Here is a 26285-nt window from a genome sequence, read left to right as displayed (position 1 = left end):
TGAGCCGGATCGAGTGCTGGTATTGCTAGCGAATGGGCTTGAGGTCGAAGTCGAGGTACTCCGCCGCGTCTTCGGGGTTGGCGAACATGATCGTGCGGTCGTCTTCGTGGATCATCCGCCCGTAGTGGGTGGACATGCTCTCCTCGAACTCGGCCGCGTTGAACCAGCCTTCTTCCTCGCCGGCTGCCTCGTCGACCTCGGCATAGACGACGTCCATGCGGCCGACGGCGTCGACCCGGATCATCGAGGGCAGCGGCGTGATCGTGACGTTGTCCTTCGTCCCCATCACTTCCGCGACGATCGCGCCGACCTGGTTGTTCATCAGGGTGAAACCGCACATGTTGGACGCGGTGTTGTCGGCCTTGAACGGGCTTTCCGCCGTTTTGAAGATGGTCACTGGCCCAGCTCCTCGGGTGCCTTGAGGCCCAATTCGGACAGGATTCCGGCGAACCGGCTCTTCACGCGGTCGAGACCGTCCTCGAACCGGATCGGCTTGGCGTCGGGCTGCGACCACAACGGCTGCAGCACCCGGGCGGCGCCGATGCACCGCGGCACCCAGTCCTCGAGCCACTTCTGCAGCAGCGCCTTGTTGTGGTCGGCGAACTCCTTGTCGTTGATCAGCAGGTGGAACAGCGGCTTCGTGTAGCGGAGGTCGCGTTCGGAGAAGTCGAACTCCTCGGCGCCGATCAGCGTCGGGGTGACGAAGTCGCCGTTCGCCGGTGCGGCCTGCTGGACCAGGTTGCTGCGGAACAGCTCGCCGACGAGGGGCTCGAAGACGACGTTCGCGGCGAAGATCGCCTCGCCCCAGTCCCAGATCCCGGTCAGCTGCTCGGCGGTCTCGCGGACGCCCTGCCAGGCCGGGTCCTCGTTCCAGGTGGCCAGATGGGCCGTTCCGTCGAAGCCCTCGATCTCCTCGGTGAGCGTCAGGTTGTACAGGGCCAGGTCCTGCGCCGCGCGGATGCGGTGCATGCTGTTCACCGAGATCGCGTTGTTGTGCATGTTCGTCGGGGCGCGCCGGTTGGCGTTGGCGAACAGGTACAGGCCGAGCCCGTGGTCGACGTGCATCCACGCGCCGACGTGCTTGGCCACGAAGTCGACCCAGTTGCGGTTCCACTGGTCGAACGCCTTGGCCTGGCGGGCGGCGTCGATGTTCTGGTTCAGCTGGCGCACGACGTTCGCGTTGTACCGGTAGAGGGTGAGCTCCCACTCCTCGTTGGGGTCCCGGAACTCGTGCCAGCCGTGCGCCGGCCAGTCGTAGCCCTTCCCGCCGGAGCCCGGGCCGCGTTCGGGCAGCGGCCGGTCGGAGCCCCACGCCTTCAGCGCCGTCCACTCCAGCGGGTAGCCGCCCTGGCCGTCGGCGAAGGCGTAGAGCCAGCCCTGGGACAGGTAGTGCCGCGGGTCGGGCTGGACCTCGACGGTGACGTCCTCGTAGTGGCTCTGCTTGCGCTTGGCGGCGCTGAAGTAGTTGAACCGCCGGGCTTCGGAGTCCGGGAAGACCTTCGCGCCCGCCTCGGCGTCGGTGAACGTCGGCTTGGGCACGCTGCGTTCTTGGGTGGCTGTCATGGGTTTCCTACCCTTCGCCCGTGGTGGTGAACTTGTCGTAGAAGACGCGCTTTTCGGCGACGCCGAGCGCGGGCAGCAGCTCCAGCGCGGCCTCGACCATCGGCGGTGGTCCGCAGACGTAGGCGTCCGCTCCGGTGAGATCGGCACCGGCCCGGCGCAGGACGTCGGTGACGAAGCCGGTTTCGCCGGTCCAGTCGTCGTCGCCCGGCTCGGAAAGTGCCGGGATGTAACGGAAACCGGGCAGTTTCGCTTCCAGCTCCCGCAACTCCGCCTCGAAGCAGAGGTCTCGGCGGCGCCGGGCGCCGTAGTAGAACGTCGCCTTCCGGTCGATCCCGCGCTCGGCCATCGACCGCAGCAGCGACAGGATCGGCGCCATCCCGGCCCCGCCGCCGACGAAGACGAGGTCGGCGCCTGGGTTGTTCCGGAGGGTGAACACCCCGAACGGGCCGGTCACCCGGAGCCGGTCGCCGACCGCGACTTCGGCGTCGAGGAACCGGGAGAACAACCCGTCGGGGTAGACCTTGATGACGAACTCCAGGAACCCGTCGCGGGCCGAGGTGTTGGCCATGGAGAACGACCGCGTCTCCTCGGTGCCCGGAACCGCGAAGTCCAGGTACTGGCCCGGGAAGAACTTCAGGTCCCCGTCCAGCCGGACGACCAGGTGCCGCAGGTCGTGCGTCACCGGATCGTTCGCGACGACCTCGACCGTCGCCTCCTGGATCGGCAGGCCGGACTGGATCATCTCCTCGTCGTAGTTGAGCAGCTCGATCGTCAGGTCTTCGTAGGCGTGGGCCCGGCACAGCAGCGTGAAGCCTTCCTCCTTTTCGTAGTCGGGAAGCGCGAAGGTCGAGTACCGGTCGTGTTCGACGTCGTCGCCGTCGAGGAGGAACGACTTGCAGGCCGCGCACTGCCCTTCCTTGCAGCCGTGCATGAGCATGACGCCCTGCTCGGCGGCGGCGCGCAGGATCGTCTGGTCCTCGGCGACGTCGATCTCGATCCCGACCGGCTCGAACCGGACGCGGTGTTTCTCTGCCATGCCGGGCCGCCCGTCAGGCCTGCGGCGCGGGGCGCCCGGCCGGACCCTGGCGGTTGTAGTCGGCGACGAACGCGGCGCGCTCGGCGTCGGTCATCTGGTTGAGCAGCACGTTCGGCGACTGCACCTCGGGCATCCGGCGCAGGTGGTCGAGCGTCCACATCTTCTTCGGGTCGAGGTCCAGGTGCGGCTGGGCGACCATGGTCTTGCCGTCGTCGCGGACGAAGCCCATGTCGGAGACGACGTCGGCCCAGTTCCAGCCGTGGTAGAGCGTCTCCCACTCGCGGGCGCCGACCAGCTGGCCCATGTTCGGGGTGTTGCGGCCCTGGTAGGTGGGCCGGAACGCCTCGGCGTCGGTCCAGCGGCAGGTCTCCGAGCAGTACGTCCGGTGCTGGCCGTCGACCTGGTCGACCACCATGTCCTCGCGGATGAGGCAGGGCACCATGCAGGTCCAGCAGCGGTGCGGGTACACGTAGTCGACGTTCTCGGCGACGATCGGGTGGTGCCCGTTCGGCGTGGCGAGGCGGTTGTAGTTCTCCCACCACTTGCCGTACTTGTCGTACCAGCCCGGGTACTTGTACTCGAACCACTCGAAGTCTTCGTCGGTCATCGGGTCGATGCGCCAGTAGTTGGCGAGCCACCCGGTGGCGAAGAACTGCGCGACTTCGTGGACGTACCCCTTGTTCCAGATCCGGTTCCACGCCTCTTCGATGAGGTCGTGCGGGATGACGAGCCCGTACTTCTCCAGCGGGACGAGGTAGCTGCGGTAGTAGTCGTCGTAGATCCAGCGGCGCCACATCTCCGCGTAGCTTTCGCGGTCCTTGCGGCGGTCCTTGGTGCCGTATTCGATGAACGTGCCGATCGCGGCGTCGACGACGGCGTGGTTGTTCCACCACGCGTACCGCAGGTCGCGTTCGAGCAGCTGGTGGTTGCTTTCGTCGGATAGCGCCATCAGCAGCGTCGCGTAGCCGTTGCTGATGTGGCGGGATTCGTCGGACTGGACCGAGTGGAACACCGTCGGCAGCAGGTAGTCGCCGTTCGCGGCGGCCTCGGCCGGCATGGCGACGAACAGCGTGTTCGTGAACGCGGTTTCGGCGACGATGGTCAGGTAGATGCTCGCCGCGGTGATGGCGTCACCGGTGATGAAGCCTTCGGCGAACTGGCGGCCGATCGTGCCGCAGTAGTCGTTCTGGAAGTTGCGCAGGCTCGAGTTGAAGCCCGCCGGGTCGATGTAGTTCTGCATGTACAGGCGCTTCAGGTTCTGCTGGATCGTCGAGTGGCGGACCTCGTCGATCATCTGGATCGCCTGGCCGTTGTGCAGCTCCGGGTTCGGGACCGTGCGGAACAGCAGCGGCATCGCCCGCGCGGCCGAGATCTCCGGCAGCGGGATGATCGACAGGAACAGTTTCTGCCACTCCAGCCAGCGTTCCTGAACCTGGCGGAACATGTTGCCGCGGATCGCGCCGTCTTCGGCGCCGTAGACCCGGTGGTCCTTTTCCTCCTGCATCGGGAAGTACGAGCGGAGGACCTGCTTCAGCGGGTCCTTCTTCTTGGCCTTCCGGAAGGTGTAGTCGGTGCCGTAGTGCGAGACCGGGGTGTGGTACGCCGGTTCCCACGACAGTTCCTGGATCTTCTGGTGGGCTTTCGCCACGCTCTGGCGACTCATCGATCACTCCTTATTCGCGGCTCGCCGACCCGGCGTTGACCATTAGGCGGGCTCACGCGGCGGACGCGGGTCTCAATCTGAGACAGAACCCGCTGCTCAGCGCGGTTCGCCCGGGTCGAGCATCCGGGCGCGCAACGCCGCGAGCTCGTCGTGGATCCCGGCCTGCACGCGCGCGTCACCTTCGACCGTGGGCACGATCCCGAGCGCCCGCAGGAGCGCGGCGGCCGGTTCGCCGGGGTGGCCGTCCGCGCCGAGCGCCGGATGCAGCCCCTGCTCGGCCAGGTGCGTGAAGACCAGGTTGACGATCGTCCAGGGGTTGTACGTCTCGGCGGCCATGCCTCCATCGCACCGCCGCCGTGCCGCCGGGAGCGTCTCAATTTGAGACACCGCCGGCGCCACCGCGCGCTTACGCTGGACGGGCGTCACTACGGGAGGTCACGTGGACGAGATCGCGCCCGGCACCCTGCTCGCCGACGACGCGCTCGCCCGCAGCCGGGTGCGCTTCCTGACCTCCGAGCCAGTGCCGGAGGGTGCGGTCCGGCAGACGATCCTCGCTTCCTGGCGGCGCTCGCGGGAGTTCCGGGTCGAGGCCAACCGGATCGACCCGCTCTACCTCGGCGACCAGAACCCCGACAGCCCGCTGGTCCGCGGCGCCGAGCCGGTGCTGCACAAGCTCGGCGAGCAGTTCGAGGGCCAGCCGATCAGCCTCATCCTCACCGACGCGAGCGGCGTCGTGCTCACCCAGCGGACCGGGGACGCCGACCTGGCCCGGCACCTGGAGCGCGTCGAGCTGGTACCCGGGTTCAGCTACGGCGAGCAGTCCGTCGGGACCAACGGCATCGGCACCGCGCTGGAGGACGGCCGCCCGACGACGGTGTTCGGTCACGAGCACTACGCCGAGCACCTGGAGAACCTGGCGTGCGCGGGCGTGCCGATCCACCACCCGATCTCGGGCAAGAAGGTCGGCGCGGTCGACCTCACCTGCTGGTACAAGGACGCGGGCGGCCTGCTCGTCGCGCTGGCCCGCTCGACGGCCGAGCAGATCCGCCAGGCCCTGCTGCGGCACAGCGACCTGCGGGAGATGATCCTCTTCCAGGCCTACCTGCAGACCTGCCGCCGGTGGACGGGCATCGTGCTGGCGTTCAACGAAGACATCGTGATGATGAACGACCGCGCGCGGCAGCTGCTCGACCCGGCCGACCAGTCGGTGCTGCTCGGCCACGCCACCGAAGCGCTGGCCGAGGGACGGCGGACGCCGGCGACGCTGGCCCTGTCCAGCGGCCTGCGGGTCCGCGTGCTGTGCCGCCGTGTCCCGGGGCAGCGGGAGACCGACACCGCCGGCGGCGTCCTGTCGGTGAAGCTCATCGAGGCCGAGGAAAGCCTGGCGTCGACGCCGACAGTGCCCCTGTACCTGCCGGGTGTCGTCGGCTCGGCGCCGCTGTGGCTGCGGTGCGGCCACGACCTCGACACCGGCGTCCAGCGCGGCGAGTGGGTCGCCTTGGAAGGCGAACCGGGCACCGGCAAGCTGACCCTGGCCAAGGGCGTGCACCAGCGGCACCACCCGGCGGCACGGCTGCTGGCGGTCGACGCCGCCCTCGCCCCGGACTGGGCGGACCTCCTGCGCGAGCACGCCGAAGCCCCGATCCGCACGCTGGTCGTCCGGCACGCCGACCGGCTGGCGGCGCCGGCGGCGAACGCGCTGGCCGCGGTGCTGCGCGAACTGCGGGAGCGGCCCGGCGCGCCGTGGGTGGTCCTCACGCTCGTGCCGGAGGCCGAGACCGAGCCCGCGCTGGCCGAGCTGCTCAAGGCGTTCCCGCGGACGGTGCGGGTGCCGCCGCTGCGCCACCACGTCGAGGACCTCGCGGAGCTCGTCCCGCTCGTGCTGAGCAAGCTCGGCTACGGCGGCCGGCTGACCTGCTCGGCGGCGGCCCTGCACCTGCTGATGCGGGCGGAGTGGCCGGGCAACACCGGCCAGCTCCACCAGGTGCTGCGCACGGTGGCCCAGCGCCGCCGCGCGGGCACCATCCGCCCGGGCGACCTCCCGGCGGAGTTCCACGCGGTGACGCGGCGGCCGCTCAACCGCTTCGAGTCGATCGAGCGGGACGCCATCGTCCGGTGCCTGGAAGACGCGGACGGCAACAAGGTCCGGGCGGCGAAGCTCCTGGGTATCTCCCGGGCGACGATCTACCGCAAGATCCACGAGTACGGCATCGTGCCGCCGGCCCGGTAGCCGGGCAGCGGGGTGGTCCGGAAGCCCCAGGAGTGGCGGTCACTTCGCCGGTGGGTTCACCGCCGCCGCGACGTCGGCGATCGTCTTCGCGTCGACCAGCCCGGTGTCCTCCAGGACCTCCATGTGGTCCATGACGGTCTGGTTCGCCTGCTTCGCGTGCCGCCGGATCACGTCGTTCTGCGTGCCGGCGCGGACTTCGGCGATGGTCGCGAAGATCTTGCCGTGCGACGAGCGGAGCAGGTTCGCGAACAGCTTGTCGAACTCGAGCCCCTGGGCGGCGGTCAGCTGACGGACCCAGCCCTGCTGTTCGGGGGTCGCCTGGTCCGGGAGGGTCACCCCCAGCATCTTCGCGTCTTCGCGGACGAGCTGGTCGAGGCGGGAATGGCCGTCCAGCAGGTGCAGCCCGGCCCGCTTCACCTGTTCGCTGCTGGCATGGGTCTGCGCCAGCGAGCCGGCCGGGATCTCCCACAGTCCGGCCTGGCGGACTTTCACCAGGAACGTCTTGTCGAGCTCGGTGACCGGGCCGGCGCCGGTCACCGGGGCGCCGCCCACGTCTTCGCCGGCCGCGCCCATCTGCATGCCGGCCATGCCCTGGCCGCCGTAGGCGGCGACCTGCGCCTGCGTCGAGCCGGGCGCGGTCTGGGCGTTGGCGTTCAGCACCATGACCGAGCCCACGCCGACCACGGCGAGCGTGCCCACGACGACCAGCGCGGTCCGGGCCTTCGCGCGGCCCGTCATGCCACGGTGATCCGGCATGGTTCCTCCTTCTGACGACAGTTCGGTACGGGGTACACGGACGCCGTCTCGCGGAGGTTCAGCGAAATCCGAGGAATTTTCCTTGTGTCTCAACGGATTCAGTGCAGAAAATGCCATCAGGCTACGAAAAAGGGAGCGACGGCCCAACCGGCCGGAAACCGCCGGCGAGCGCCGGGGATGTCCATCTTGACCGATGCTCTTGCGATTGGCAAGTATTGCCGCATGCAACCCCTCGAAGACGCGGCACCGGACGTGGCTGCTCTCGACAGCCTCACCGTGGTCCTGGTCGGGATCGCGTGGGAATGCGCGCACGCGGCCCCGCCCGAGGTGTCCTTCCCGCAGACGCGGCTGCTGCTCGTCCTCGACCGCCTCGGCCGGGTCCCGAGCTCGCAGCTGGCGGCGGCGATGGGCGTCAACGCCTCCTCGGTGACGCGGCTGGCGGATCGTCTCGAAGCCCTCGGTTACGTGGCCCGCGGCCGCAGCCCCGGCAACCGCAGCGTCGTCACGCTGGAGGTGACCGGGACCGGGCACGAGATCGTGACGCGGATGCTCGGCCGGCGCCACGCCGCGCTGGGGGCGCTGCTGGACAAGCTGCCGCCGGCGCAGCGGGAGGCCGCGGCCGAGGCGGCCCGGCAGCTGGTGGAGGCGGCCGCCACGATTCCGGCGCTCGGCCCGGCGGCGCTGTGAGTGCCATCCTGGACGGCATGCCGACCCGGTGGACGTGCCCGCGCTGCGACCGCGAGTTCGCGCGCGCCCGCCAGGGGCACACGTGCGTCCCGGGCTGCACGGTCGAGGAGACGTTCGCCGGCAAGGCGCCGTGGCAGCGCGAGGTCTACGACGCCGTCCTCGAGCACCTGCGCACCCTCGGCGACGTCCACGAAGACGCCGTCAAGGTCGGGGTGTTCCTGAAGCGGGACCGGAAGCTGGCCGAGCTGCGCCCGCGCTCGCGGGACGTCCTGGTGTACCTGTGGCTGCCGCGGCCGGTCGAAACGGCCCGCATCGCCCCGGCGAACTGGGCGGGCGGGCCGCGGGTCGGGCACAAGCTGAGCCTGCGCTCGGTGTCCGATGTGGACGACGAAGTCCGCGGCTGGCTCACGATCGCCTTCGACATCGCCTGAAGCGCACCTCAGGAGGTGGCCGGGCCGGTCCAGCCGTCGGGGACGTGGCCGATGCGGACCCGCTGCGGGTGGTCGCCGACCGGGACCGAGACGAGCTTCTGCCCGGTCGCGAAGTCGATGGCGGTGACCTGGTCGGCGCCGGCCTCGGAGATCACGCAGGCGTTGCCGTCGCCGCTGACCGTCGCCCAGTACGGCTTCACCGCGGGCACGAGCGTCCCCTGCTGCAGCGTCGCGCGGTCGACGACCGTGGCGTAGTCGTCCATGGTCCCGGCGACGCAGAGCTTCGTCCCCGCCGGGTTCATCGACAGGCCGTGGTGGCGCGAGTCGTTGACGAAGGTCTTGCGGTCGTCGCTGGTGGCCGGGTTCTTCGGCAGCTCCTTCACCCGCGTGATCTTGTCGGTCGCGACGTCGTACTCGGCGAAGCCGTTGAAGAACGACACCTGGAAGTACAGCTTCGACTCGTCCGGGGTGAACGCGACCGGCCGCACGGCGTCGGAGAGGTCGCTGCGCCCGAAGGCGTCGAGCCGCTGCCGCATGTCGATCACCTTGACCTGGCGGAACGTCGTGGCGTCGACGACGGTGATGTGCCGGTCCCCCTTGGTGAAGTCCCAGCCCGGGTCGTCGAGGTCGGTGTTGACCTCGCCGATCGACATGTTCCACAGGTACCGGCCGCCGTCGGTGAACACGTTCTCGTGCGGCTTGTCCCCGGTGGCGAACGAGCCCACCTGCTGCCCGGTGACGATGTCCAGCACGTGCACGGTGTTCGACATCGAGGCGGACACGGCGACGCGGCGGCCGTCCGGCGAGACCGCCATGTGGTCGGAGCGGAAGCCCGACACCGGGAAGCGCCAGTTGATCCGGCCGGTGGCGAGGCTGATCGAGACGACGTCCGCGAAGCTCGGCCGCGACGCGACCACCGAAGTACCGTCCGGCGTGGTGTACATGTCGTCGACGAACTGGTCGTGCCCTTCGCCGGGCCCGTTGCGGATGCCGAGGAAGAACGCCAGCTTGACCGGGTTCAGGTAGATCTCCGCCAGCCGCTGGTCCTTGTCCGGGATGATGTTGACGCGCCCGATGCGGGCGAAGGAACCCCGGGACTGGATGACGTCCGCCGTGCCTTCCCAGTTGTTGCCGACGAACATCACCTCCCGCAGGGCCGCGGGGGCGCCGCTCGCCGGCACCGCGACGGCGGTCGCCACCACGGCGGAGGCGGAGACCAGGTACGCCAGGCGCGAGAGGTAGGACCGCCGTCGGCGGCTGTTCGGGGAAATGGGCACGGCAAAACACCCTTTCGACGCTGAAGAGGTGTGGTGACCTCGCGAAACGCATCCGACGGCGTTTGCGAGGAACGGGGTTACTGTCCGGTATTCTCACGATAACCGGCCACCGGAGCCGCTCCGGTAGGGCCGCTCGCCCAACATCGCGCGTGCGGTGTTGTGGCGCTGCCACAACGGGTCCGGGAGGTGCCGTGCCGGCGTCGCCGCTGATCAGGCAGGTGCTCGACGCGATGGCGGCGGACGAGGCCCTGCTCGACGAGCTGGTCAAGGCCGCGCGGAACCAGTCGCCGGAGGTCGCCCGGCTGCCCGAGGCGGAGAACCGGCGGCACGTCCAGTTCCTGCTTTCCGCGGCGCTGCGGGCCGCGACCAACCCGGACAACGCCGACTACACCACGGCCGAGGCACTGGGCGCCGACCGCGCCGCGCAGGGCGTCCCGCTCGCCGACCTGCTGAGCGGGGTCCAGGCGGGCCGCACCCTCGCGGCCCGCTTCGCCGTCGAACGCGCCCGGGCGGCGGGCGTGCCCGACAAGGTCATCCTCGAAACCGTTCTCGAGGCCGAGCGCTACACGGGCGCGCTGGAACGCCACGTCGTCAAGGGCTACCACGCGGCCGAGCTGCAGCTGTCGCGCACGGTGCGCGACGCGCGGACCCAGCTGCTGCGGACCCTGCTGCTCGCCGGGCACCCGCCCACGCCCGAAGAGCTGCGGCCGGCCGGGCTGCGTCCCGACGGGCGGTACTCCTGCGTGGTGTCCGACGTCAGCGACCCGGCGCGGGCCCGCACGCTCGAACAGGCGCTGCTGGAGTTCGGCGGCGTGTACGGGCTGGTCGAGGGCAGGCTCACCGGCCTGGCGGCCCGCCCGCCGGCCGGGGTGGCGCTCGCCGACGACGTCCTGCTCGTCGTCGCGCCACCGGCCGCCTTGCCCGAGCTGCGGGAGGTGCACCGGCTGTGCACGGCGGCGTCGCGAGTGGCCGGGCGCGGCTACCACGACCTCACCGAGCTGGCGGGCGAAATCGCGTTGGGAGCGCAGCCGCTGCTCGGCGACCTTCTCTCTGCGGACCTGCTCGGCGAGCTCGATCCCGGTAACGCGTTCCACCGGGAACTCGCCGCGACGGCGCTGACCTACCTCGACCACGGCCAGCGCCTGCGTCCCACGGCCGACGCCCTGCACCTGCATCCGAATACGGTCCGCTATCGCCTCGATCGGCTGATCGAGCTCACGCCGTTGGCCTTGGCGGAGAACAGTGGCGGGCGGGTGCTCGATGCCGTGCGGTCGTGGTGGGCACTCCACCACTGGCTCGGCGGCCGCTAAGGTCGCCGCATGGCTGGACCCCCGCGGCTGCCCGAGACCATGTCCGAAGGCGAATGCGTGTTCTGCGCGATCGGCGCCGGCCGCGCCCCGGCGGCGTTCGTGCACGAGGACGACGAGTTCGTCGGCATCGTCGACCTGCGCCCGGTGACCACGGGCCACCTGCTGGTGCTCCCCCGCGACCACCACGCTGACCTGGCGTCCCTCCCCGCCGAAGCGGGAGCCCGGATGTTCGGCATCGCCCAGCGGCTCGCGGCCGCGCTGCGCCGCACCGACCTGCGGTGCGAAGGCATCAACCTGTTCCTGGCCGACGGCCGGGCCGCGGGCCAGGAGATCCTCCACGTCCACCTGCACGTGATCCCCCGCCACGCCGAAGACGGCTTCGTCTTGAGCGCGGACTGGCGGGTGCGCGACCGGGAAGAGCTGGCGAAGGTCGCGGCCAAGGTGAAGGCCGCGCTCTGAACTACGCCGCGGTCCCGAACCGGACCGCACGCTCCCCAGCGCCGAGGAACTCCAGCAGCCGCACGGCTTCCCCTTCGATCTCCGCCCGCTCGCTCGCTGAAAGCCGGTCGTGCGCGGTGACCTCCAGTCCGTTGGCGTGCAGTCGCCAGTCCGCGCGGTAGAAGCCGTCCACCAGCACCGTCCCTCGCGACGCGCCGTTGCCCGGGGGCAGCGGGACCCGGCAGCCGGGCGGGAGCACCCTGGCCCGGTCGGCGTGCGAGAGCAGGACGTTGTCGTACTCCGGCAGGAACCGCGCCGGCGCCGGGGTGTCCGGGTCCGGGAGCAGGCCGTCCTCGACGTCGTACAGCACCTCACCCGACTCCGCGCGGAGCGTCCGCAGGCCCATCGGCTCCACGACCTCACGCAGCTTCGTCAGCCCCGACCACGCCTGGACGTCGGCGACCGAAGCCGGGCCGAACGCGCGCAGGTACCGCAGGACCACGTCCTCCAGCGACGGCTCGTCGGCCAGGGGACGGCCGAGCCAGCCTTCCAGCGTCGTCAGCGTGGCCACGCCGCTCGAGCCCCACACGCCGCGCGGGGTCACCTGCGCGGTCGGCACCAGGTAACTGACGGCGTACGAGAGCGCCTCGGCGTCGTGCTCTCGCCACCGGGCGGCCAGCTCGTCTTGGAGCTGCCGCCGCGTGCGAGGCCGCTCCTCCAGCAGCTCGCGGCCGAAAGCGGCCACCGCGTCGAGGTCGGCGTCGCCGATGCGACGGCCGAAGTGGCCCGTGTAGCCGCTCGCCACGACGCGCTGGACCAGCGGCCGCAGCAGGCGCGCGTCCTCGGCGAGGACCAGGTGGACCGTCCCGCGCATCAGCAGCCCGCGCACCGCGTCACGGCCGGTCAGGAGGGACGCCAGCTCGTCCGGCCGGAACCGGGCGAGCCGCGTCCACAACCCGACGTACGGCGCCAGCGGTGCCTGCGCCTGCATGCCGACGAGGTGCCCGAGCATCGCGGCGGCCGGCTGGGCCGACCGCTCGAGGAGGTGCTGCCGTGCGAGCAGCGCCCGGTTGAGCGCGCGGACGTTCACGGCCGCAGCCCGCGGAAGAACGCACGGATGTCGGCGACGAGCAGCTCGGGTTCCTCCATCGCCGCGAAGTGGCCGCCCTCGGCGAAGTCCGACCAGTGCGCGATCTTCTCGTCGGGGTCCATGATCCGCCGGACCACCGGCGAGGTGTTGAACACCGCCCAGCCCGCCGGGACGTCCGACGGCGCCAGCCAGCCGTGTCCGGAATGAGCCGCCTCGTACAGGAACCGCGCCGCGGACGCGCCGCTGCGGGTGAACCAATAGAGGCTGACGTTCGTCAGCAGCCGGTCGCGGTCGATGCCGTCCGCGCCGGTCCACGCCTCGAACTTCTCCGCGATCCAGGCCAGCTGCCCGACCGGGGAGTCGGTGAGCGCGGCCGCGATCGTCTCGGGCTTGTGCGACTGGAGGTCGAGGTAACCGCGGCCCGCCCGCCACGCTTCGCGCGCAGCGTCCAATTCGGACTGTTCGGCCTCGGACAGCCCGTCCGGCAACGGCAGCTGCTCGCCGGCCAGGGCGATCGTGCCGCGGTCGCTGTTGACGTGGGTGCCGATGACGCGGTCCGGGTACAGCGCCGCGAGCCGCCCGGTGATGCCCGCGCCGAGGTCGCCGCCCTGGGCGGCGAACCGGTCGTAGCCGAGCCGGGTCATCAGCTCGGCGAACGCGTCGGTCGTGCGGGCCAGCTCCCAGCCGGGGCCGCTCAACGGCGTCGAGAACCCGAACCCGGGCACCGACGGGACGACGACGTGGAACGCGTCCGGGCCCGGCTCGGTCAGCGGGCCGACGACGTCGAGGAACTCGGCGATCGAGCTGGGATAGCCGTGGGTGAGCAGCAGCGGCATCGCGTCGGCCTGGGTCGAGCGGACGTGCAGGAAGTGGATGACCTGGCCGTCGATCACGGTCGTGAACTGCGGAAAGGCGTTGAACGCCGCTTCCTGGGCACGCCAGTCGAAGCCGTCGCGCCAGTACTCGGCCAGTTCCCGGACGACGTCGGCCGGGATGCCGCGGGACCAGTCCGGCTCGTCGCCGGGCACGGCGCCGGCGAACCGGGCCGAGGCGAGGCGCCGGTCGAGGTCGTCCAGCTCGGCCTGCGGGATGTCGATGCGGAAGGGGCGGATTTCGTTCGTCATGAGGAGCACGTTAGGAACCATTGCGGAAGACTTCCTTCCGCGATTCGTGCGATCCTCGAGGAATGTTGCAGACCTCCGCCCGCCTGCTGCGGCTGCTGTCGCTGCTCGAAACGCGGCGCGACTGGACCGGCGCCGACCTGGCCGACCGGCTCGGCGTCACCGCGCGCACGGTTCGCACCGACATCGGCAAGCTGCGCGAACTCGGCTACCCGGTCGAAGCCGCCCCCGGCGTCCAGGGCGGCTACCGGCTCGGCGCGGGCGCGCAACTGCCGCCGTTGCTGCTGGACGACGACGAAGCCGTGGCCGTCGCGGTCGGGCTGCGGACGGCCGCGGGCGTCGCCGGCATCGGCGAGACGTCGGTGCGCGCACTCGCCAAGCTGGAGCAGGTGCTGCCGTCGCGGCTGCGGCACCGGGTGCGGACGCTGCAGACCGCGACGGTCGCGGTACCCGGCGCGGGCCCGGCCGTCGACGCCGACGTGCTCACCGCGATCGCCGCGGCGATCCGGGCGAACGAACGGCTGCGCTTCGACTACACGAGCCACCAGCGCACGCCGAGCCGCCGCGACGTCGAACCACACCGGCTGGTCAGCTGGGGACGCCGCTGGTACCTCGTCGCCTGGGACACCGCCCGCGACGACTGGCGCACCTTCCGCGTCGACCGGATGACGCCGAAGGTGCCGAACGGCCCGCGCTTCTCCCCGCGCGAGCCGCCGGAGGGCGACGTCGCCCAGTTCGTGCAGCGCAGCGTGGGCGCGGCGACGTGGCGGTTCCACGCGAAGGTCCGGCTGCACGCCTCGGTGGAGCACGTACGGGCCCGGCTGCCGATCGCGGTCGACGTGACACCCGAGGGCCCGGACCGGTGCGTCGCCGAGGTCGGGTCCGACAACGCGCAGATGCTCGGGCTGTACCTCGGGATGCTCGAAGTGGACTTCGAGGTGCTCGACGCCCCTGAACTCGCCGCGGAGCTGGCGAAGACCGGCGAGCGGTTCCTGCGCGCGGCCCGCCCGCCGGCTTCCGGGGCTTCGGCAAAGTCCTCCGGGGACGCATCCGCGACGTCTTGAACGACTCGTTCCTGTCGTCGGAAGTCTTGAACGAGTCGTTCACGACATCGGACCACCGCTAACGCAGCGAGTCCGCCAGCTCCTGGATGATCACCATCTGCTCTTGGGCGCCGACCTCCATACCGGACTGCAGGATGGTGTCCCGCAGCTCACGGCTGCCCGTCTCGGTCAGCAGCTCCAGGCGCGTGCGGTCGCCGTCGAGAGCGGTGAAGGTCACCGTGTTGAGCGGGCCGTCCACCGCGTCGAGGTCCACGCCCGGCATCTCGAACACCTCCGTGTAGACGAGCCTCTCGTCCGGGACGATTTCGCGGTACTCGCCGTGGAAGCCGACTTCGGTGCCGTCGGGGGTCTTCAGCACGTACCGCCAGCGGCCGCCGGGGCGCAGGTCCATCGCGACCTCCGTGGTCGTCCCGCGGTGGCCGCTCCACCAGCGTTTCACCAGCTCCGGCGTCGTCCACACGCGGTAGACGAGGTGTTTCGGCGCGTCGAACTCGCGCGTGATGAGGATCCGGTCGTCGGCGGGGGTGGTGATCTCCACGTCACTGCTCCTGTTCCTTGAGTTCCTCGAGGACGTCGTCCATCAGCTCGAACCGCTCCGCCCACGTCCGTTCGTACCGCTTGACCCAGTCGTGGATCGGCTTGAGCGCGGGCCCGTTGAGCCGGTAGAGCCGCTGGCGGCCGTCACCTCGCACGTCCACCGCGCCGACCTCCCGCAGCACCCGCAGGTGCTTCGACACCTGCGGCTGGGCCAGGCCGAGCAGGTCGACGAGGTCGCCGACCGACCGCTCACCGCCCATGAGGAGGTCGAGGATCTGCCGCCGCCGGGGTTCGGCGACCGCGTTGAACGTGTCCGCCGTCGTCGCTGCTCGTGCCACGCGGCCCATCATATTCCCATATGGGTATGCGTCAAGGCCCCACATCGTGGGCACGCTGGGCGCGCGCCGCCGCGTCTGCGACGATCGGGCCATGCCCTCCCCGGTGGACGGTCCACAGAGGACGGACGCGCGCGGCGTCCGGCGCAGTGCCAGCGCGAGCGCCGTCCTGCGGGCGGTCCTCGACTCCGGGCCGATCGCGCGCAGCACCATCGCGCGCCGGACCGGGCTGTCCGCGGCCGCCGTCACCGGGCACACCGCCGAGCTGGCCCGGCTCGGGCTGCTGCGCGAACTCCCCGAAGCCGAACCCCGGCGGAGCGTCGGGCGGCCGCACGTGCCGGTCGACCTCGACACCGGGCGGCACGTCGCCGGTGCGCTGCACCTGGCCGTCCACCACGCCACCGTCGCGTTGCTCGACCTGCGCGGGAACGTCCTGGTGCAGCACGAAGAGCCGCACGACGGCCTGGCCGCCGAAGACCTGCTCGCCCGCGCCGCCGAGATCCTCGACGACCTGCTGCTCGGGCACGCGCCGGACCGCGAGCCGCTCGGCCTCGGCGTCGCCACCGGCGGCTGGGTGGACCGCGAATCCGGCACCGTGGTCGAGCACCCGCTGCTCGGCTGGCGGAACGTGCCGGTCCGCGACCTGCTGGCCGAAAGCACCGGGCTGGCCGTGGAGGTCGACGGCCACGCGCGGGCGCTGGTCCACGCCGAACGGCTCTTCGGGCACCCGCGGGCGCGCGAGAGCATCGTGCAGCTGTTCACCGGCAACGTCGTCGACGCCGCGTTCGCCACCGGGACCGGGGTGCACCACGGCCCGCGGTCGGCCGCCGGCGCCGTCGCGCACCTCCCGGTCGGCGACAGCGCCGAGCCCTGCCGCTGCGGGCGCACCGGCTGCCTCGAAGCGACCGTTTCGGAAGCGACCCTCGCGCGGCGAGCCGCGGAAAGCGGGTTGATCGCGCGACCGGACTTTCCGGACTTGCTCGCGCTCGCCGAGTCCGGCGATTCCGCGGCGCTGCGGTTGTTCCACGAACGCGCACGGCTCATCGGCCAGGCGGCCGCCCTGCTGCTCGACGTGCTGAACCCGGCGGTGCTCGTGGTGGTCGACCGGAGTGTAGCGCGGGTGCCCGGCTGCCTTCCCACGATCCGGGACGAGGTCCGGCGGCGAGCACGCTGCCCGGATCCGGCGGAAACCGTTGCGGGGACGAGCTTCCCGGGAACCGAGCTGGCGACGGCGGGCGGCGCGGTGCTCCTCGACGTGCTCTACGACGACCCGCTCGGTCCGCTTCTGACCCGGTGGTCGCGCGCCTCGTGAATTCGCCGAGTTATTTCACGAACTCGCAAAATTGACCGTCCGTCCGGCGGCCCCGAAGAATCGAGGCAACCCCGCCGACTCCCGGAACGGACGAAACCGTGAAGAAAATCCTGCCCCTGTTCGCCGTCACCGCGGTGCTGCTGGCCGGCTGCGCGTCGGCGACGGCCACCGGCACGCCCGGGCAACCCGAGAAGCTCGAACTGCGCTACCAGGGCAGCGCGAACGCCGTGACGCTGCCCGAGCTCGCGCAGGACCTGGGCTACTTCGGCCCGGTCAAGCTGAAGTGGGTCGGCAACACCATCAGCGGCCCGCAGGACATCCAGTCCGCGGCCACCGACCAGACCGACTTCGGCGGCGCCTTCACCGGCGCGGTCGTCAAGCTCGTCGAAGCCAGCGCGCCCGTCAAGGCCGTCGTCAACTACTACGGCTCCGACGAGAAGGCCTTCATCGGCTTCTACACCAAACAGGACAGTCCGATCCGGACCGCCCGCGACCTGATCGGCAAGAAGGTCGGCGTCAACACCGCCGGCGCGAACCTCGAGGCCGCGCTGGACACGTGGCTGAAGGGACAAGGCCTGTCCGGCGACGAGATCAAGCAGGTGCAGCTCGTCGTCATCCCGCCGGTGAACGCGGAACAGGCGCTGCGCAACGGCCAGCTCGACGTCGCCGCCCTGCAGGGCATCCTGCAGGACCACGCCCTCGCGACCGGCGGCCTCCGTCAGCTCTTCAGCGACGTCGGGGCGTTCGGCCCCTACAACGGCGGGCCGTACGTGCTGCGCACCGACTTCATCAAGAAGTACCCGGAGACGACGAAGATCTTCGTCTCGGGCGTGGCCAGGGCGATCGAGTGGGAGCGGACGACCCCGCGCGACGAAGTGATCGCCCGCTTCACCAAGATCATCCAGTCCCGCGGCCGCAACGAAAGCACGGAAACGCTGAAGTACTGGAAGAGCGTCGGCATCACCCGCGGCGGCCTCATCGCGGACAAGGACTACACGCTCTGGGAGCCGTGGCTGAAAGAGCAGGGCTACCTCAAGGGCGACAAGATCGACACCTCGAAGCTCTACACCAACGAGTTCAACCCCTACCGCGACGGCGCCCCGGCGGGGACGAAGTGATCGCCATCCGGTCGGTGACCAAGACCTTCGGCGAGCTCACCGCGCTCGACGACGTCTCCCTCGACATCGCCGACGGCACGTTCCTGTCGCTGGTCGGGCCGAGCGGCTCGGGCAAGTCGACGCTGCTCGACCTGCTCGGCGGGCTCGCCACCCCGACGTCCGGGGAGGTGCTCATCGACGGCGAGCCGGTGCGCGGCCCCGGCCTCGACCGCGGGGTCGTGTTCCAGCAGTACGCGCTGTTCCCGTGGCGCACCGCCCGCGCCAACGTCGAGTTCGGCCTCGAAGGCGGCCCGCTCGGCAAGCGGCAGCGGGCGGAGCGGGCCCGCGAATACCTCGCGCTGGTCGGGCTTTCCGGCTTCGAGGACCGCTATCCGCACGAGCTGTCGGGCGGGATGAAGCAGCGCGTCGCGATCGCCCGAAGCCTCGCCTACGACCCGGCGGTGCTGCTGATGGACGAGCCGTTCGCCGCGCTCGACGCCCAGACCCGCGAGCAGCTGCAGGAGGAGCTGCTGCGGATCTGGCGCCGCACCGGCAAGACGATCGTGTTCATCACCCACGGCATCGACGAGGCCGTCTACCTCGGGCAGCGGGTCGCCGTGCTGACGTCGCGGCCCGGGCGGCTCAAGGCCGTCGTCGACGTCGACCTCGGCGACCGCGACGGCGACGTGCGCTCCGGCCCGGCGTTCGGGCGGCAGCGCCACCGGCTCTGGGAACTGCTGCACGACGAGGTCCGCAAGGCGGCCGAACACGAACGGAGCGCGGTCCGATGACCACCACCCTCGAGGCACCGGCCGTCCACATCGGACCCACGCCCGTGCCGCGGAAGCCACGGCGCTGGCGCACGAGACTCACCCGCGCGGCCCACGGGTCGGCCGCGGTCGTGCTGTTCGCCGCGCTCTGGGAGCTGGTCCCCCGGTTCGTCCTCGACGAAAGCACGCGGACGTTCCTGCCGCCGCTGTCGGAAGACCTGCGGGCCCTGTGGGGGCTGGTGGCCGACGGCGAACTGGCGGAGCACCTGCTCGCCAGCATCGGCCGCTCGGCCGCCGGGTTCGCGATCGCCGTCGCCGTCGGCGTCCCGCTCGGGCTGCTGATCGGCTGGTACCGGCCGGTGGCGCGGTTCCTGCAGCCGCTGCTGGAGCTCGCCCGCAACACCGCCGCGCTGGCGCTGCTGCCGGTCTTCACGCTCCTGCTGGGCATCGGCGAGCTGTCGAAGATCAGCCTGGTGGTCTACGCGTGCGTGTGGCCGGTCCTGCTCAACACGATCGCCGGCGTGCACACGGTCGACCCGCTGCTGGTCAAGGCCGCCCGCTCGCTCGGGCTGTCCAGCCCGCGGCTGTTCCGGAAGGTGATCCTGCCCGCGGCCGTGCCGACGGTGTTCACCGGCATCCGGCTGGCGGCGTCGTACTCGATCCTGGTGCTGGTGGCCGCCGAGATGGTCGGCGCGAAGGCCGGCCTGGGCTACCTGATCAACACCACCCAGGTGAACTTCCTGATTCCCCAGATGTACGCCGGGATCATCGCGGTCTCGGTGCTCGGCGTGCTCGTCAACCAGGGCTTCGTCGCCCTCGAGCGCCGGTTCTCGACCTGGCGTCCCAAGGAGAAAGCATGATGCACCTCAACGCCTTCGTGATGCCGAACGGGCACCACGAGGCCGCCTGGCGGCACCCGTCCACCGACCCGCACCGGGCCCGGACGCTGCAGCACTACGTGGACATCGCGCGGACCGCCGAGCGCGGCAAGCTCGACTCGATCTTCCTCGCCGACGGCGTCGCCCTGTGGGGCAACGTGAAGCACAACTCCCACAGCCACTTCGAACCGCTGACGCTGCTTTCGGCACTGGCCGCGTCCACGGTCCACATCGGACTGATCGCGACGGCGTCGACGACCTACAACGAGCCCTACCACCTGGCGCGCAAGTTCGCCTCGCTCGACCACCTCTCCGGCGGGCGCGCGGGCTGGAACATCGTCACCTCGGCGGGCATCGACGAGGCCCGGAACTTCAACCTGGCCAAGCGCCCCTCGCACGACGCGCGGTACGACCGGGCCGAGGAGTTCGTCGAGGTCGTCAAGAAGCTGTGGGACAGCTGGGACGACGACGCCGCGCTCGTCGACCGGGCGAGCGGGGTCTACGCCGACACCGACCGCATCCGGGCGATCTCCCACGACGGGCCCCACTTCCAGGTGCGGGGTCCGCTCAACATCGAACGGCCGGTGCAGGGTCACCCGCTGCTGGTGCAGGCCGGGTCGTCGGAAACCGGCAAGGAATACGCGGCCAGGCACGCGGAAGCCGTATTCACCGCGCAGCAGACTTATCCCGACGGCAAGGCGTTCTACGACGACGTCAAGGGCCGGCTCGCCAAGTACGGCCGGACCCCGGACGAAATCAAGATCCTGCCCGGGATCTCGCCGATCCTCGGCCGCACCGAAGCGGAGGCGCGTGAGCGCGAGGCCGAGCTGAACGCGCTGATCACCCCGGACTACGGGTTGCAGCAGCTGTCGAAGATGCTCGACCACGACGTCACCGGTTACCCGCTGGACGGCCCGCTGCCGGAGGTCGGCAGCTTCACCGAGGGCGGCCAGAGCCGGTTCGACCTCGTCGTCGGCCTGGCCCGGCGCGAGGACCTGACCATCCGGCAGCTCCTGGAGCGGCTGGCCGGCGGGCGCGGGCACCGCGTCTTCGCCGGCACCCCGGTCCAGGTCGCCGACGAGCTGGAGGCGTGGTTCCGTGGCGGCGCCGCCGACGGCTTCAACGTCATGCCGCCCACCCTGCCCGGCGGGCTCGACGACTTCGTCGACCTCGTCGTCCCGGAACTGCGGCGGCGCGGGCTCTTCCGCACCGAGTACTCCGGCACCACCCTGCGCGAGCACTACGGCCTCGCGCGACCCGTCAACCGCAACCGAGTGAAGGAGCCCGCATGACCGCGATCAGCACCGACGTCCGCAAGCTCACCGGCAGGATCGGCGCCGAGATCATCGGCCTCGACCCGGCCGGCGACCTCGACGCGGCCCAGGTGGCGTTCATCGCCGACGCCCTGCACGAGCACAAGGCGCTCCTGTTCCGCGACGTCGAGCTCGACGACGAGGGCCAGCAGCGGTTCGCCGCGCGCTTCGGCGAGCTGACCAAGGCCCACCCGACGGTGCCGGCCGTCGACGACGCGCCGGCGATCCTGCCGGTGGACAGCGAGCGCGGGCGCGCCAACCACTGGCACACCGACGTCACCTTCGTGCTCAACCCGCCGAAGGCCAGCACGCTGCGCAGCCTCGTGGTGCCGCCCTACGGCGGGGAGACGCTGATCGCGAACGCGGCGGCGGCCTACCGCGACCTGCCGGCGCCGCTGCGCGCGTTCGCCGACACGCTGCGGGCGGTGCACACCAACGACTACGACTACGTCCAGCCGCCGGAGACCCTGGACGAGGACGAAAAGGCCCGGCGGGCCCAGTTCGTCTCGCTCAAGTACCGGACCGTGCACCCGGTGGTGCGGGTGCACCCGGTGACCGGCGAGCGCGGCCTGTTCATCGGCGGGTTCGCCCAGCGGATCGAGGGCCTGTCGGTGGCCGAGTCGCGGGACCTGCTGCGGCTGCTGCAGTCCTACGTCACGCGGCCGGAGAACGTCGTGCGGGTGACATGGGAGCCGAACCAGCTGGTGCTGTTCGACAACCGGATCACCCAGCACTACGCGATCGACAACTACGACGACCTCCCGCGGCGGCTCAACCGCGTCACGGTCGCCGGGGACGTGCCCGTCGGGATCGACGGGCGTTCCAGCGAGTCCCTCGAAGGTGACGCGTCGCACTACACCTCCGTCGCCTAGTCAGGCGCGGGCAGCTCGAGGCCCGCACTCTCGCGGTGGTCCTGACTCCGATGCCGGGCGTCGGAGTCAGGACCACCGCCATCACCGGACGGTGAGCCTCCGCCGGCCGGCTCGCCAAATGGGTGAATCGCCGACACGGGCGTTGCCGAAGGTAAACCGCGCCGCCGCGTCACGCGTGGACGCCGGGTGCGCCACCATTCGGGCGGTGCCGCGAGCGACGGGGAGGAAAGGCGATGCGTCGAGCGATCAAGCGGGGTCTCGCAGCGGCCGGCGGTGCGGGGGTGGCGATGGTGCTGACCGCGGCCACCGCTTCGGCGGCCAGCACCGTGAATGTCAGCGCCAATGACGGCTCCGGAACGGCGAAGGCCACTGCTTGGGGGCAGTTCCGCGGCGCCATGACCGGACAGCTGAAGTCCACCAGCGGCAAGAAGGTCTACTACGAAGGCCTGATCGTTTTCGACGGGAACACCGACCAGAACTGCGGCCGGATGACCGGGGACGTGACGTCGACCTCCCTGACCTCGGTCACCGGATCCTGCAGCGTCAACCCCCAGGTCGGCCGTCCGAGCGGCATGAAGTTCCGGGTGTGCACCAACATCAACAACCTGCCGGACCCCTGCGGGTCGTGGAGCTCGAAGAGCTCCTGACCACGGGCAGGCGTCGTGTCCGATACGCCGCCTGGTTAGGCGCCGTCCGCGCCCGGGTACCCGGGCGCGGACGGAAGGAGTGTGAGCGTGGTCAGCGTGCAGGCGAAGGTCAGGATGGCGTTGCTGCGGGCGTCGGGCCAGAAACGGTTCTACGACAACGCTTCGGCGTTGCACCACCGGCTGCCGCGGCACCAGAAGCCGTCGATGGCCCGGCCGCCGCGCCGGATCCGGCGGCGGGTCGACGTCGAACGGCACGACGTGCGCGGTTTCCCCTGCTTCACGTTCCGGCCGCGCGACGGGCAGACCCGCGACCCGCACGTCTTCCACCTGCACGGCGGCGGGTACGTCGAGCAGGTCGAGAAGCACCACTGGCAGTACGCCGCCGACCTGGTGGCCCGGCTCGGCTGCGCCGTGACGCTGCCGGTGTACCCGCTCGTGCCGCACCACGACCACACGGCGACGATCCCGATGGTGCAGGCCGCCTACGACGAGATCACGGCCGAACGCGTCGTGGTGTCCGGGGACTCCGCGGGCGGCGCGCTCGCCCTGGCGATCGCCCAGAACCTGCGCACGGCGGGGCGGCCGCAGCCCGAACGGCTGGTCCTGTACTCGCCGTGGCTCGACGTCCTGCTCGAAGACCCGGTCTCGGAGCTGCTCGACGAGACCGACCCGATGCTCGGTATCGCGGGGCTGCGCGAAGCCGGCCGGATGTACGCCGAGGGCACCGATCCCCGTGACCCGCTCGTCAGCCCGATCCACGCCGACCTGACCGGGCTGGCCCCGATCACGCTGTTCATCGGGACCCGGGACGTCCTGCTGCCCGACGCCCGCCGGTTCGCGGCCCGGGCCGGCGAGGCGGGCATCGAGCTGGACTACCGCGAGTACCCCGGGATGTTCCACAACTGGCTGATGCAGGCGATCCCGGAGGGCCGCGAGGCGATGAACCACGTGGAGCGCCTCCTGCGGCGGCGCCCGGTCACCGCCCGTTCCTGATGGGGCACTTTCACGTGAAAGTGCCCCGGCAAGAACGGCGCCGAAGTCACCGCCCGTTCCGCGCCAGGTCCCGGAAGCAGTCCCACGCCCGGCTGACCAGCGCCGGGTGCGTCCGCAGGTCGATCGCCGTGCGGGCCAGCGCCGCCGCCGACGCCAGCATCGCCGCCCGGCCCCGCGGGCTCGCCGCCGCGGCCGCGAACTCGGGCGTGTGGTCCGACTTCTCCTCCGCCGTGATCGCCACGAACGGGTGGATCGCCGGCACGCGGACGCTGACGTCGCCGATGTCCGACGATCCCAGGAACACCCCGGGCGACGGCGGGGTCGCGTGGACGCCCCACGCCGCCAGGTGCTCGGTGAACCGCTCCGACAGCACCGGGTTGTCGCGGAAGTGCGCGTAGCCGCGCCCGAGGCGTTCGACGTCCACCTTCGTGCCGGTCGCCAGCGCGGCCCCCTCGGCGCAGGTCGCGACGTCCTCGGCCAGGCGGTCGAGCGCGTCCGTGGTCAGCGCGCGGAGACCGAACCGGCCTTCGGCGCGGTCGGGCACGATGTTCGTCGCCTCGCCGCCGTGGGTGATGATGCCCTGGACGTGGGAGCCCGCGGGCAGCCGCTGGCGCAAGGCAGAGACCGCGCCGAACGCCTGGATCAGCGCGGCGAGCGCGTCGATGCCGTGCTCGGGATCGCCGGTCGGGTGGGCGGCGCGGCCGTGGAACGTCACTTTCAGCTCCACCTGCGCGGTCAGCGGCGCCCACGACCACGAATGGACGCCGGGGTGCATCATCAGAGCCGCGTCGACGTCGTCGAAGACGCCGGCCTCGGCCATGGCGACCTTGCCGCCGCCGCGTTCCTCGGCGGGCGTGCCCACCGCGAGCAGCGATCCCGGGGTGTCCCCCAGCACGTCTTTGGCGGCCAGCGCGGCACCGAGACCGGCCGCGGCGATCAGGTTGTGCCCACAGGCGTGCCCGAGGCCGGGCAGCGCGTCGTATTCCAGCAGCAGCGCGACGCACGGCCGCCCGTGACCGGCGCGCGCGACGAACGCGGTCGGCAGCCCCGCGATCCCCGTCTCGACCTCGAACCCGTCCGCGGCCAGCTCGCTCGTGAGCCGCTCGGCGGCGGCGTGCTCCTCATAGGACAGTTCCGGATGTTCGTGCAGCGCGGTGGCGACGGCCCACAGCCGCTCGTCCAGGTGCTCGATCCGCTCGTCCGCCCGCTCGTGCAGCTCCTCGTGCCACTCCATGCCCTCCGGGATACCCGCACCACGTACCGTCACACAACCGGGGTGTTTCGCAGGCCCCGTCACCGGCTACTCCGGCCGAATGGACCACAGCAAGGCACCGGTGCTCGAGGCGCTGCGCGACTACCACAACGCCGGCTACGTCCCGTTCAACGCACCCGGCCACAAGCAGGGCCGCGGCATCGACCCGCGGGTGCTGGAAGTCGTCGGCGCCGACGTGTTCCGCTCCGACGTCATCGCGCTCAACGGCCTCGACGACCGGCTGATGCGCCAGGGCGTCCTGTCCGAAGCCCAGGACCTGATGGCCGACGCGGTCGGCGCCGAGCAAGCCTTCTTCTCGACGTGCGGCAGCTCGCTTTCAGTGAAGAGCGCCATGCTCGCCGTCGCCGGCCCGCACGAAAAGCTGCTGGTGCCGCGGCACGTCCACAAGTCGGTGGTCTCCGGGCTGATCGTGAGCGGCGTCCAGCCCGTGTGGGTGCACCCGCACTGGGACGCCGGGCAGCACCTGAGCCACCCGCCGGGCGTGCGGGAGTTCGCGGAGGCCTACGAGCGCGACTCCGAGGTCAAGGGCGCCCTCGTGGTGACCCCGACCGACTACGGCACGTGCGGCGACCTCCGCGCGATCGCCGAGTGGTGCCACGGACACGGGCTCCCGCTGATCGTCGACGAGGCGTGGGGCGCGCACCTGCCCTTCCACGACGGCCTGCCGCCGTGGGGCATGGACGCGGGCGCCGACGTGTGCGTCACGAGCGTGCACAAGATGGGCGCCGCGGTCGAGCAGAGCTCGGTCTTCCACATGCAGGGCGACCGCGTCGACCCGAAGGTGCTGAAGGCGCGGGAAGACCTCCTCGGCACGACCAGCCCGAGTTCCCTGGTCTACGCGGCCCTCGACGGCTGGCGCCGGCAGATGGCCCAGCAGGGCAAGGAGCTGCTGGAAGGCGCGCTGACGCTGGTGAAGTCGACCCGCGGCCGGCTGTCCGATCTCGGCTTCACCGTGCTGCACGACGAGTTCCTCGGCCCGGACCTCGCCGACTCGGTCGACCCGCTGAAGGTCGTGCTCGACCTCGCCCCGCTGGGCATCAGCGGCTACCAGGCGGCCGACTGGCTGCGCGAGCACCAGCGCGTCACCGTCGGCCTGTCCGACCATCGCCGGATCGTGGCCCAGTTCAACCATTCGGACGACGACGAAACGTCGGGCGCGCTGGTCGACGCGCTTGACGCGCTGCTCAAGGCCGCGCCTTCGTTCGAGAAGCCGCCGCAGGTGGACCTGCCGTCGCCGCGCGAGATGGAACTGGAGACGGCGATGCTGCCGCGTGACGCCTTCTTCGGCCCGGCCGAGCAGGTGCCCGCGGCGGAGGCGGCGGGCCGGATCGCGGCGGAGATGATCACGCCGTACCCGCCGGGCGCCCCGGGTGTCCTGCCGGGCGAAGTGATCACCCGGCCGATGCTCGACTACCTGCGCAGCGGGCTGGGCGCGGGCATGCAGCTGCCCGACCCCGCGGACTCGAAGCTCGAGTCGATCCGCGTCGTCGCGAAGCAGTGACCCGCTGAAAAGCCGTGAAGGCCCCCTTCCCGGCCATAAGAGCCGGGAAGGGGGCCTTCACGGACTTTGGACCTAGGCTTTCGCGCTCTTG

27 protein-coding genes are annotated in these 26285 nt (G+C 71.1%); 15 read left to right on the top strand and 12 right to left on the bottom strand.

The window, feature by feature from the left end:
* Nucleotides 1-25: 25 nt before the first annotated feature.
* The 5 genes from mimD to AB0G28_RS07545 form a co-directional block, all read right to left on the bottom strand.
* Entirely contained in the window at nt 26-397 is a 372-nt protein-coding gene (gene mimD / locus AB0G28_RS07565; RefSeq protein ID WP_361084250.1) for a propane 2-monooxygenase effector subunit MimD, read from the bottom strand.
* Nucleotides 394-1563 (bottom strand): toluene hydroxylase, encoded by a 1170-nt coding sequence (locus AB0G28_RS07560; RefSeq protein WP_361084247.1) that lies wholly within the window; start codon nt 1561-1563, stop codon nt 394-396. Before AB0G28_RS07560 ends, mimD begins: the two co-directional genes overlap by 4 nt.
* Before the next feature lie 7 nt (nt 1564-1570).
* Nucleotides 1571-2599, bottom strand: a complete 1029-nt coding sequence (locus AB0G28_RS07555) for a 2Fe-2S iron-sulfur cluster binding domain-containing protein (RefSeq protein ID WP_361084244.1) — start codon at nt 2597-2599, stop codon at nt 1571-1573.
* A gap of 13 nt (nt 2600-2612) precedes the next feature.
* Nucleotides 2613-4262 carry a methane monooxygenase gene (locus AB0G28_RS07550; RefSeq protein ID WP_361084241.1) on the bottom strand — a complete coding sequence of 550 codons (1650 nt, stop codon included), beginning with the start codon at nt 4260-4262 and terminating at the stop codon, nt 2613-2615.
* Nucleotides 4263-4358: 96 nt separating this feature from the next.
* Nucleotides 4359-4598 (bottom strand): hypothetical protein, encoded by a 240-nt coding sequence (locus AB0G28_RS07545; protein WP_361084238.1) that lies wholly within the window; start codon nt 4596-4598, stop codon nt 4359-4361.
* A 103-nt stretch (nt 4599-4701) separates the two neighbouring features.
* Between AB0G28_RS07545 and AB0G28_RS07540 the strand changes: the two genes are divergently transcribed.
* A complete protein-coding gene (locus AB0G28_RS07540) occupies nt 4702-6492 on the top strand; it encodes a helix-turn-helix domain-containing protein (protein ID WP_361084235.1) in 1791 nt (596 codons plus the stop codon).
* A gap of 39 nt (nt 6493-6531) precedes the next feature.
* Here the strand turns inward: AB0G28_RS07540 and AB0G28_RS07535 are convergent, their stop codons facing one another.
* Nucleotides 6532-7248, bottom strand: a complete 717-nt coding sequence (locus tag AB0G28_RS07535) for a DUF4142 domain-containing protein (protein WP_361084232.1) — start codon at nt 7246-7248, stop codon at nt 6532-6534.
* A gap of 222 nt (nt 7249-7470) precedes the next feature.
* Here AB0G28_RS07535 and AB0G28_RS07530 point away from each other — a divergent pair, with 222 nt between their 5' ends.
* Together AB0G28_RS07530 and AB0G28_RS07525 are read left to right on the top strand one after the other, a co-directional pair.
* Nucleotides 7471-7935 (top strand): MarR family transcriptional regulator, encoded by a 465-nt coding sequence (locus AB0G28_RS07530; RefSeq protein ID WP_361084229.1) that lies wholly within the window; start codon nt 7471-7473, stop codon nt 7933-7935.
* Nucleotides 7936-7952: 17 nt separating this feature from the next.
* On the top strand, nt 7953-8366 hold the full coding sequence (locus AB0G28_RS07525; protein WP_361084226.1) for a DUF5655 domain-containing protein: 414 nt from the start codon (nt 7953-7955) through the stop codon (nt 8364-8366).
* A gap of 8 nt (nt 8367-8374) precedes the next feature.
* Here AB0G28_RS07525 and AB0G28_RS07520 read toward each other — a convergent pair whose 3' ends face one another.
* Nucleotides 8375-9643 (bottom strand): YncE family protein, encoded by a 1269-nt coding sequence (locus AB0G28_RS07520; protein ID WP_361084223.1) that lies wholly within the window; start codon nt 9641-9643, stop codon nt 8375-8377.
* A gap of 191 nt (nt 9644-9834) precedes the next feature.
* On the opposite strand from AB0G28_RS07520, the gene AB0G28_RS07515 reads away from it, so the two are divergent.
* Together AB0G28_RS07515 and AB0G28_RS07510 are read left to right on the top strand one after the other, a co-directional pair.
* Complete coding sequence (locus AB0G28_RS07515) at nt 9835-10953, top strand: helix-turn-helix domain-containing protein (protein ID WP_361084220.1); 1119 nt, start codon at nt 9835-9837, stop codon at nt 10951-10953.
* A gap of 9 nt (nt 10954-10962) precedes the next feature.
* The gene (locus tag AB0G28_RS07510; RefSeq protein WP_361084217.1) at nt 10963-11412 is read left to right on the top strand and encodes an HIT domain-containing protein; all 450 of its coding nucleotides are present in this window, start codon (nt 10963-10965) and stop codon (nt 11410-11412) included.
* Nucleotide 11413: 1 nt separating this feature from the next.
* Here the strand turns inward: AB0G28_RS07510 and AB0G28_RS07505 are convergent, their stop codons facing one another.
* Both AB0G28_RS07505 and AB0G28_RS07500 read right to left on the bottom strand, forming a co-directional pair.
* Complete coding sequence (locus AB0G28_RS07505; RefSeq protein WP_361084214.1) at nt 11414-12481, bottom strand: winged helix DNA-binding domain-containing protein; 1068 nt, start codon at nt 12479-12481, stop codon at nt 11414-11416.
* Nucleotides 12478-13605, bottom strand: a complete 1128-nt coding sequence (locus AB0G28_RS07500) for an epoxide hydrolase family protein (protein WP_361084211.1) — start codon at nt 13603-13605, stop codon at nt 12478-12480. The genes AB0G28_RS07505 and AB0G28_RS07500 overlap by 4 nt, the downstream gene beginning before the upstream one ends.
* 62 nt (nt 13606-13667) lie before the next feature.
* Between AB0G28_RS07500 and AB0G28_RS07495 the strand changes: the two genes are divergently transcribed.
* Nucleotides 13668-14666: a YafY family protein gene (locus tag AB0G28_RS07495; protein WP_361084208.1), complete on the top strand. Its 999-nt coding sequence runs from the start codon at nt 13668-13670 to the stop codon at nt 14664-14666.
* 58 nt (nt 14667-14724) lie between these two features.
* Here the strand turns inward: AB0G28_RS07495 and AB0G28_RS07490 are convergent, their stop codons facing one another.
* Nucleotides 14725-15204, bottom strand: coding sequence for an SRPBCC family protein (locus tag AB0G28_RS07490; RefSeq protein ID WP_361084205.1), 480 nt, complete (start codon nt 15202-15204; stop codon nt 14725-14727).
* Nucleotide 15205: 1 nt separating this feature from the next.
* Nucleotides 15206-15541: a metalloregulator ArsR/SmtB family transcription factor gene (locus AB0G28_RS07485; RefSeq protein WP_361084202.1), complete on the bottom strand. Its 336-nt coding sequence runs from the start codon at nt 15539-15541 to the stop codon at nt 15206-15208.
* A 91-nt stretch (nt 15542-15632) separates the two neighbouring features.
* On the opposite strand from AB0G28_RS07485, the gene AB0G28_RS07480 reads away from it, so the two are divergent.
* From AB0G28_RS07480 to AB0G28_RS07445, 8 genes are all read left to right on the top strand, one after another.
* Nucleotides 15633-16850, top strand: a complete 1218-nt coding sequence (locus AB0G28_RS07480; protein WP_361084199.1) for an ROK family transcriptional regulator — start codon at nt 15633-15635, stop codon at nt 16848-16850.
* 98 nt (nt 16851-16948) lie between these two features.
* Nucleotides 16949-17968 carry an ABC transporter substrate-binding protein gene (locus tag AB0G28_RS07475; protein ID WP_361084196.1) on the top strand — a complete coding sequence of 340 codons (1020 nt, stop codon included), beginning with the start codon at nt 16949-16951 and terminating at the stop codon, nt 17966-17968.
* On the top strand, nt 17965-18738 hold the full coding sequence (locus AB0G28_RS07470; protein ID WP_361084194.1) for an ABC transporter ATP-binding protein: 774 nt from the start codon (nt 17965-17967) through the stop codon (nt 18736-18738). The genes AB0G28_RS07475 and AB0G28_RS07470 overlap by 4 nt, the downstream gene beginning before the upstream one ends.
* Nucleotides 18735-19577 carry an ABC transporter permease gene (locus AB0G28_RS07465; protein WP_361084191.1) on the top strand — a complete coding sequence of 281 codons (843 nt, stop codon included), beginning with the start codon at nt 18735-18737 and terminating at the stop codon, nt 19575-19577. The genes AB0G28_RS07470 and AB0G28_RS07465 overlap by 4 nt, the downstream gene beginning before the upstream one ends.
* Entirely contained in the window at nt 19574-20887 is a 1314-nt protein-coding gene (locus AB0G28_RS07460) for an LLM class flavin-dependent oxidoreductase (protein ID WP_361084189.1), read from the top strand. Before AB0G28_RS07465 ends, AB0G28_RS07460 begins: the two co-directional genes overlap by 4 nt.
* Nucleotides 20884-21780, top strand: coding sequence for a TauD/TfdA family dioxygenase (locus AB0G28_RS07455; protein WP_361084186.1), 897 nt, complete (start codon nt 20884-20886; stop codon nt 21778-21780). The genes AB0G28_RS07460 and AB0G28_RS07455 overlap by 4 nt, the downstream gene beginning before the upstream one ends.
* Nucleotides 21781-22013: 233 nt before the next feature.
* Nucleotides 22014-22427: a hypothetical protein gene (locus tag AB0G28_RS07450; protein ID WP_361084184.1), complete on the top strand. Its 414-nt coding sequence runs from the start codon at nt 22014-22016 to the stop codon at nt 22425-22427.
* A gap of 87 nt (nt 22428-22514) precedes the next feature.
* Entirely contained in the window at nt 22515-23420 is a 906-nt protein-coding gene (locus AB0G28_RS07445) for an alpha/beta hydrolase (protein ID WP_361084181.1), read from the top strand.
* A gap of 46 nt (nt 23421-23466) precedes the next feature.
* Here the strand turns inward: AB0G28_RS07445 and AB0G28_RS07440 are convergent, their stop codons facing one another.
* Entirely contained in the window at nt 23467-24654 is a 1188-nt protein-coding gene (locus AB0G28_RS07440) for an amidohydrolase (RefSeq protein ID WP_361084178.1), read from the bottom strand.
* A 79-nt stretch (nt 24655-24733) separates the two neighbouring features.
* Here AB0G28_RS07440 and AB0G28_RS07435 point away from each other — a divergent pair, with 79 nt between their 5' ends.
* Nucleotides 24734-26194, top strand: coding sequence for an ornithine decarboxylase (locus tag AB0G28_RS07435; RefSeq protein WP_361084175.1), 1461 nt, complete (start codon nt 24734-24736; stop codon nt 26192-26194).
* The last annotated feature ends 91 nt before the right edge of the window (nt 26195-26285 follow it).

Origin of the sequence: Amycolatopsis sp. NPDC021455, from assembly GCF_040640995.1 — a bacterium.
Taxonomy (GTDB): domain Bacteria; phylum Actinomycetota; class Actinomycetes; order Mycobacteriales; family Pseudonocardiaceae; genus Amycolatopsis.
This window is presented reverse-complemented; position numbering and strand designations above follow the sequence as displayed.

Bases quoted from the DNA above. Each gene is read 5' to 3' on its own strand.
- AB0G28_RS07495 (WP_361084208.1), top strand. From the start codon at position 13,668: ATGTTGCAGACCTCCGCCCGCCTGCTGCGGCTGCTGTCGCTGCTCGAA.
- AB0G28_RS07510 (WP_361084217.1), top strand. From the start codon at position 10,963: ATGGCTGGACCCCCGCGGCTGCCCGAGACCATGTCCGAAGGCGAATGC.
- AB0G28_RS07525 (WP_361084226.1), top strand. From the start codon at position 7,953: ATGCCGACCCGGTGGACGTGCCCGCGCTGCGACCGCGAGTTCGCGCGC.
- AB0G28_RS07530 (WP_361084229.1), top strand. From the start codon at position 7,471: ATGCAACCCCTCGAAGACGCGGCACCGGACGTGGCTGCTCTCGACAGC.
- AB0G28_RS07460 (WP_361084189.1), top strand. From the start codon at position 19,574: ATGATGCACCTCAACGCCTTCGTGATGCCGAACGGGCACCACGAGGCC.
- AB0G28_RS07555 (WP_361084244.1), bottom strand. From the start codon at position 2,599: ATGGCAGAGAAACACCGCGTCCGGTTCGAGCCGGTCGGGATCGAGATC.
- AB0G28_RS07455 (WP_361084186.1), top strand. From the start codon at position 20,884: ATGACCGCGATCAGCACCGACGTCCGCAAGCTCACCGGCAGGATCGGC.
- AB0G28_RS07535 (WP_361084232.1), bottom strand. From the start codon at position 7,248: ATGCCGGATCACCGTGGCATGACGGGCCGCGCGAAGGCCCGGACCGCG.
- AB0G28_RS07550 (WP_361084241.1), bottom strand. From the start codon at position 4,262: ATGAGTCGCCAGAGCGTGGCGAAAGCCCACCAGAAGATCCAGGAACTG.
- AB0G28_RS07480 (WP_361084199.1), top strand. From the start codon at position 15,633: ATGCCCTCCCCGGTGGACGGTCCACAGAGGACGGACGCGCGCGGCGTC.
- AB0G28_RS07560 (WP_361084247.1), bottom strand. From the start codon at position 1,563: ATGACAGCCACCCAAGAACGCAGCGTGCCCAAGCCGACGTTCACCGAC.
- AB0G28_RS07500 (WP_361084211.1), bottom strand. From the start codon at position 13,605: ATGACGAACGAAATCCGCCCCTTCCGCATCGACATCCCGCAGGCCGAG.
- AB0G28_RS07465 (WP_361084191.1), top strand. From the start codon at position 18,735: ATGACCACCACCCTCGAGGCACCGGCCGTCCACATCGGACCCACGCCC.
- AB0G28_RS07440 (WP_361084178.1), bottom strand. From the start codon at position 24,654: ATGGAGTGGCACGAGGAGCTGCACGAGCGGGCGGACGAGCGGATCGAG.
- AB0G28_RS07545 (WP_361084238.1), bottom strand. From the start codon at position 4,598: ATGGCCGCCGAGACGTACAACCCCTGGACGATCGTCAACCTGGTCTTC.
- AB0G28_RS07435 (WP_361084175.1), top strand. From the start codon at position 24,734: ATGGACCACAGCAAGGCACCGGTGCTCGAGGCGCTGCGCGACTACCAC.
- AB0G28_RS07450 (WP_361084184.1), top strand. From the start codon at position 22,014: ATGCGTCGAGCGATCAAGCGGGGTCTCGCAGCGGCCGGCGGTGCGGGG.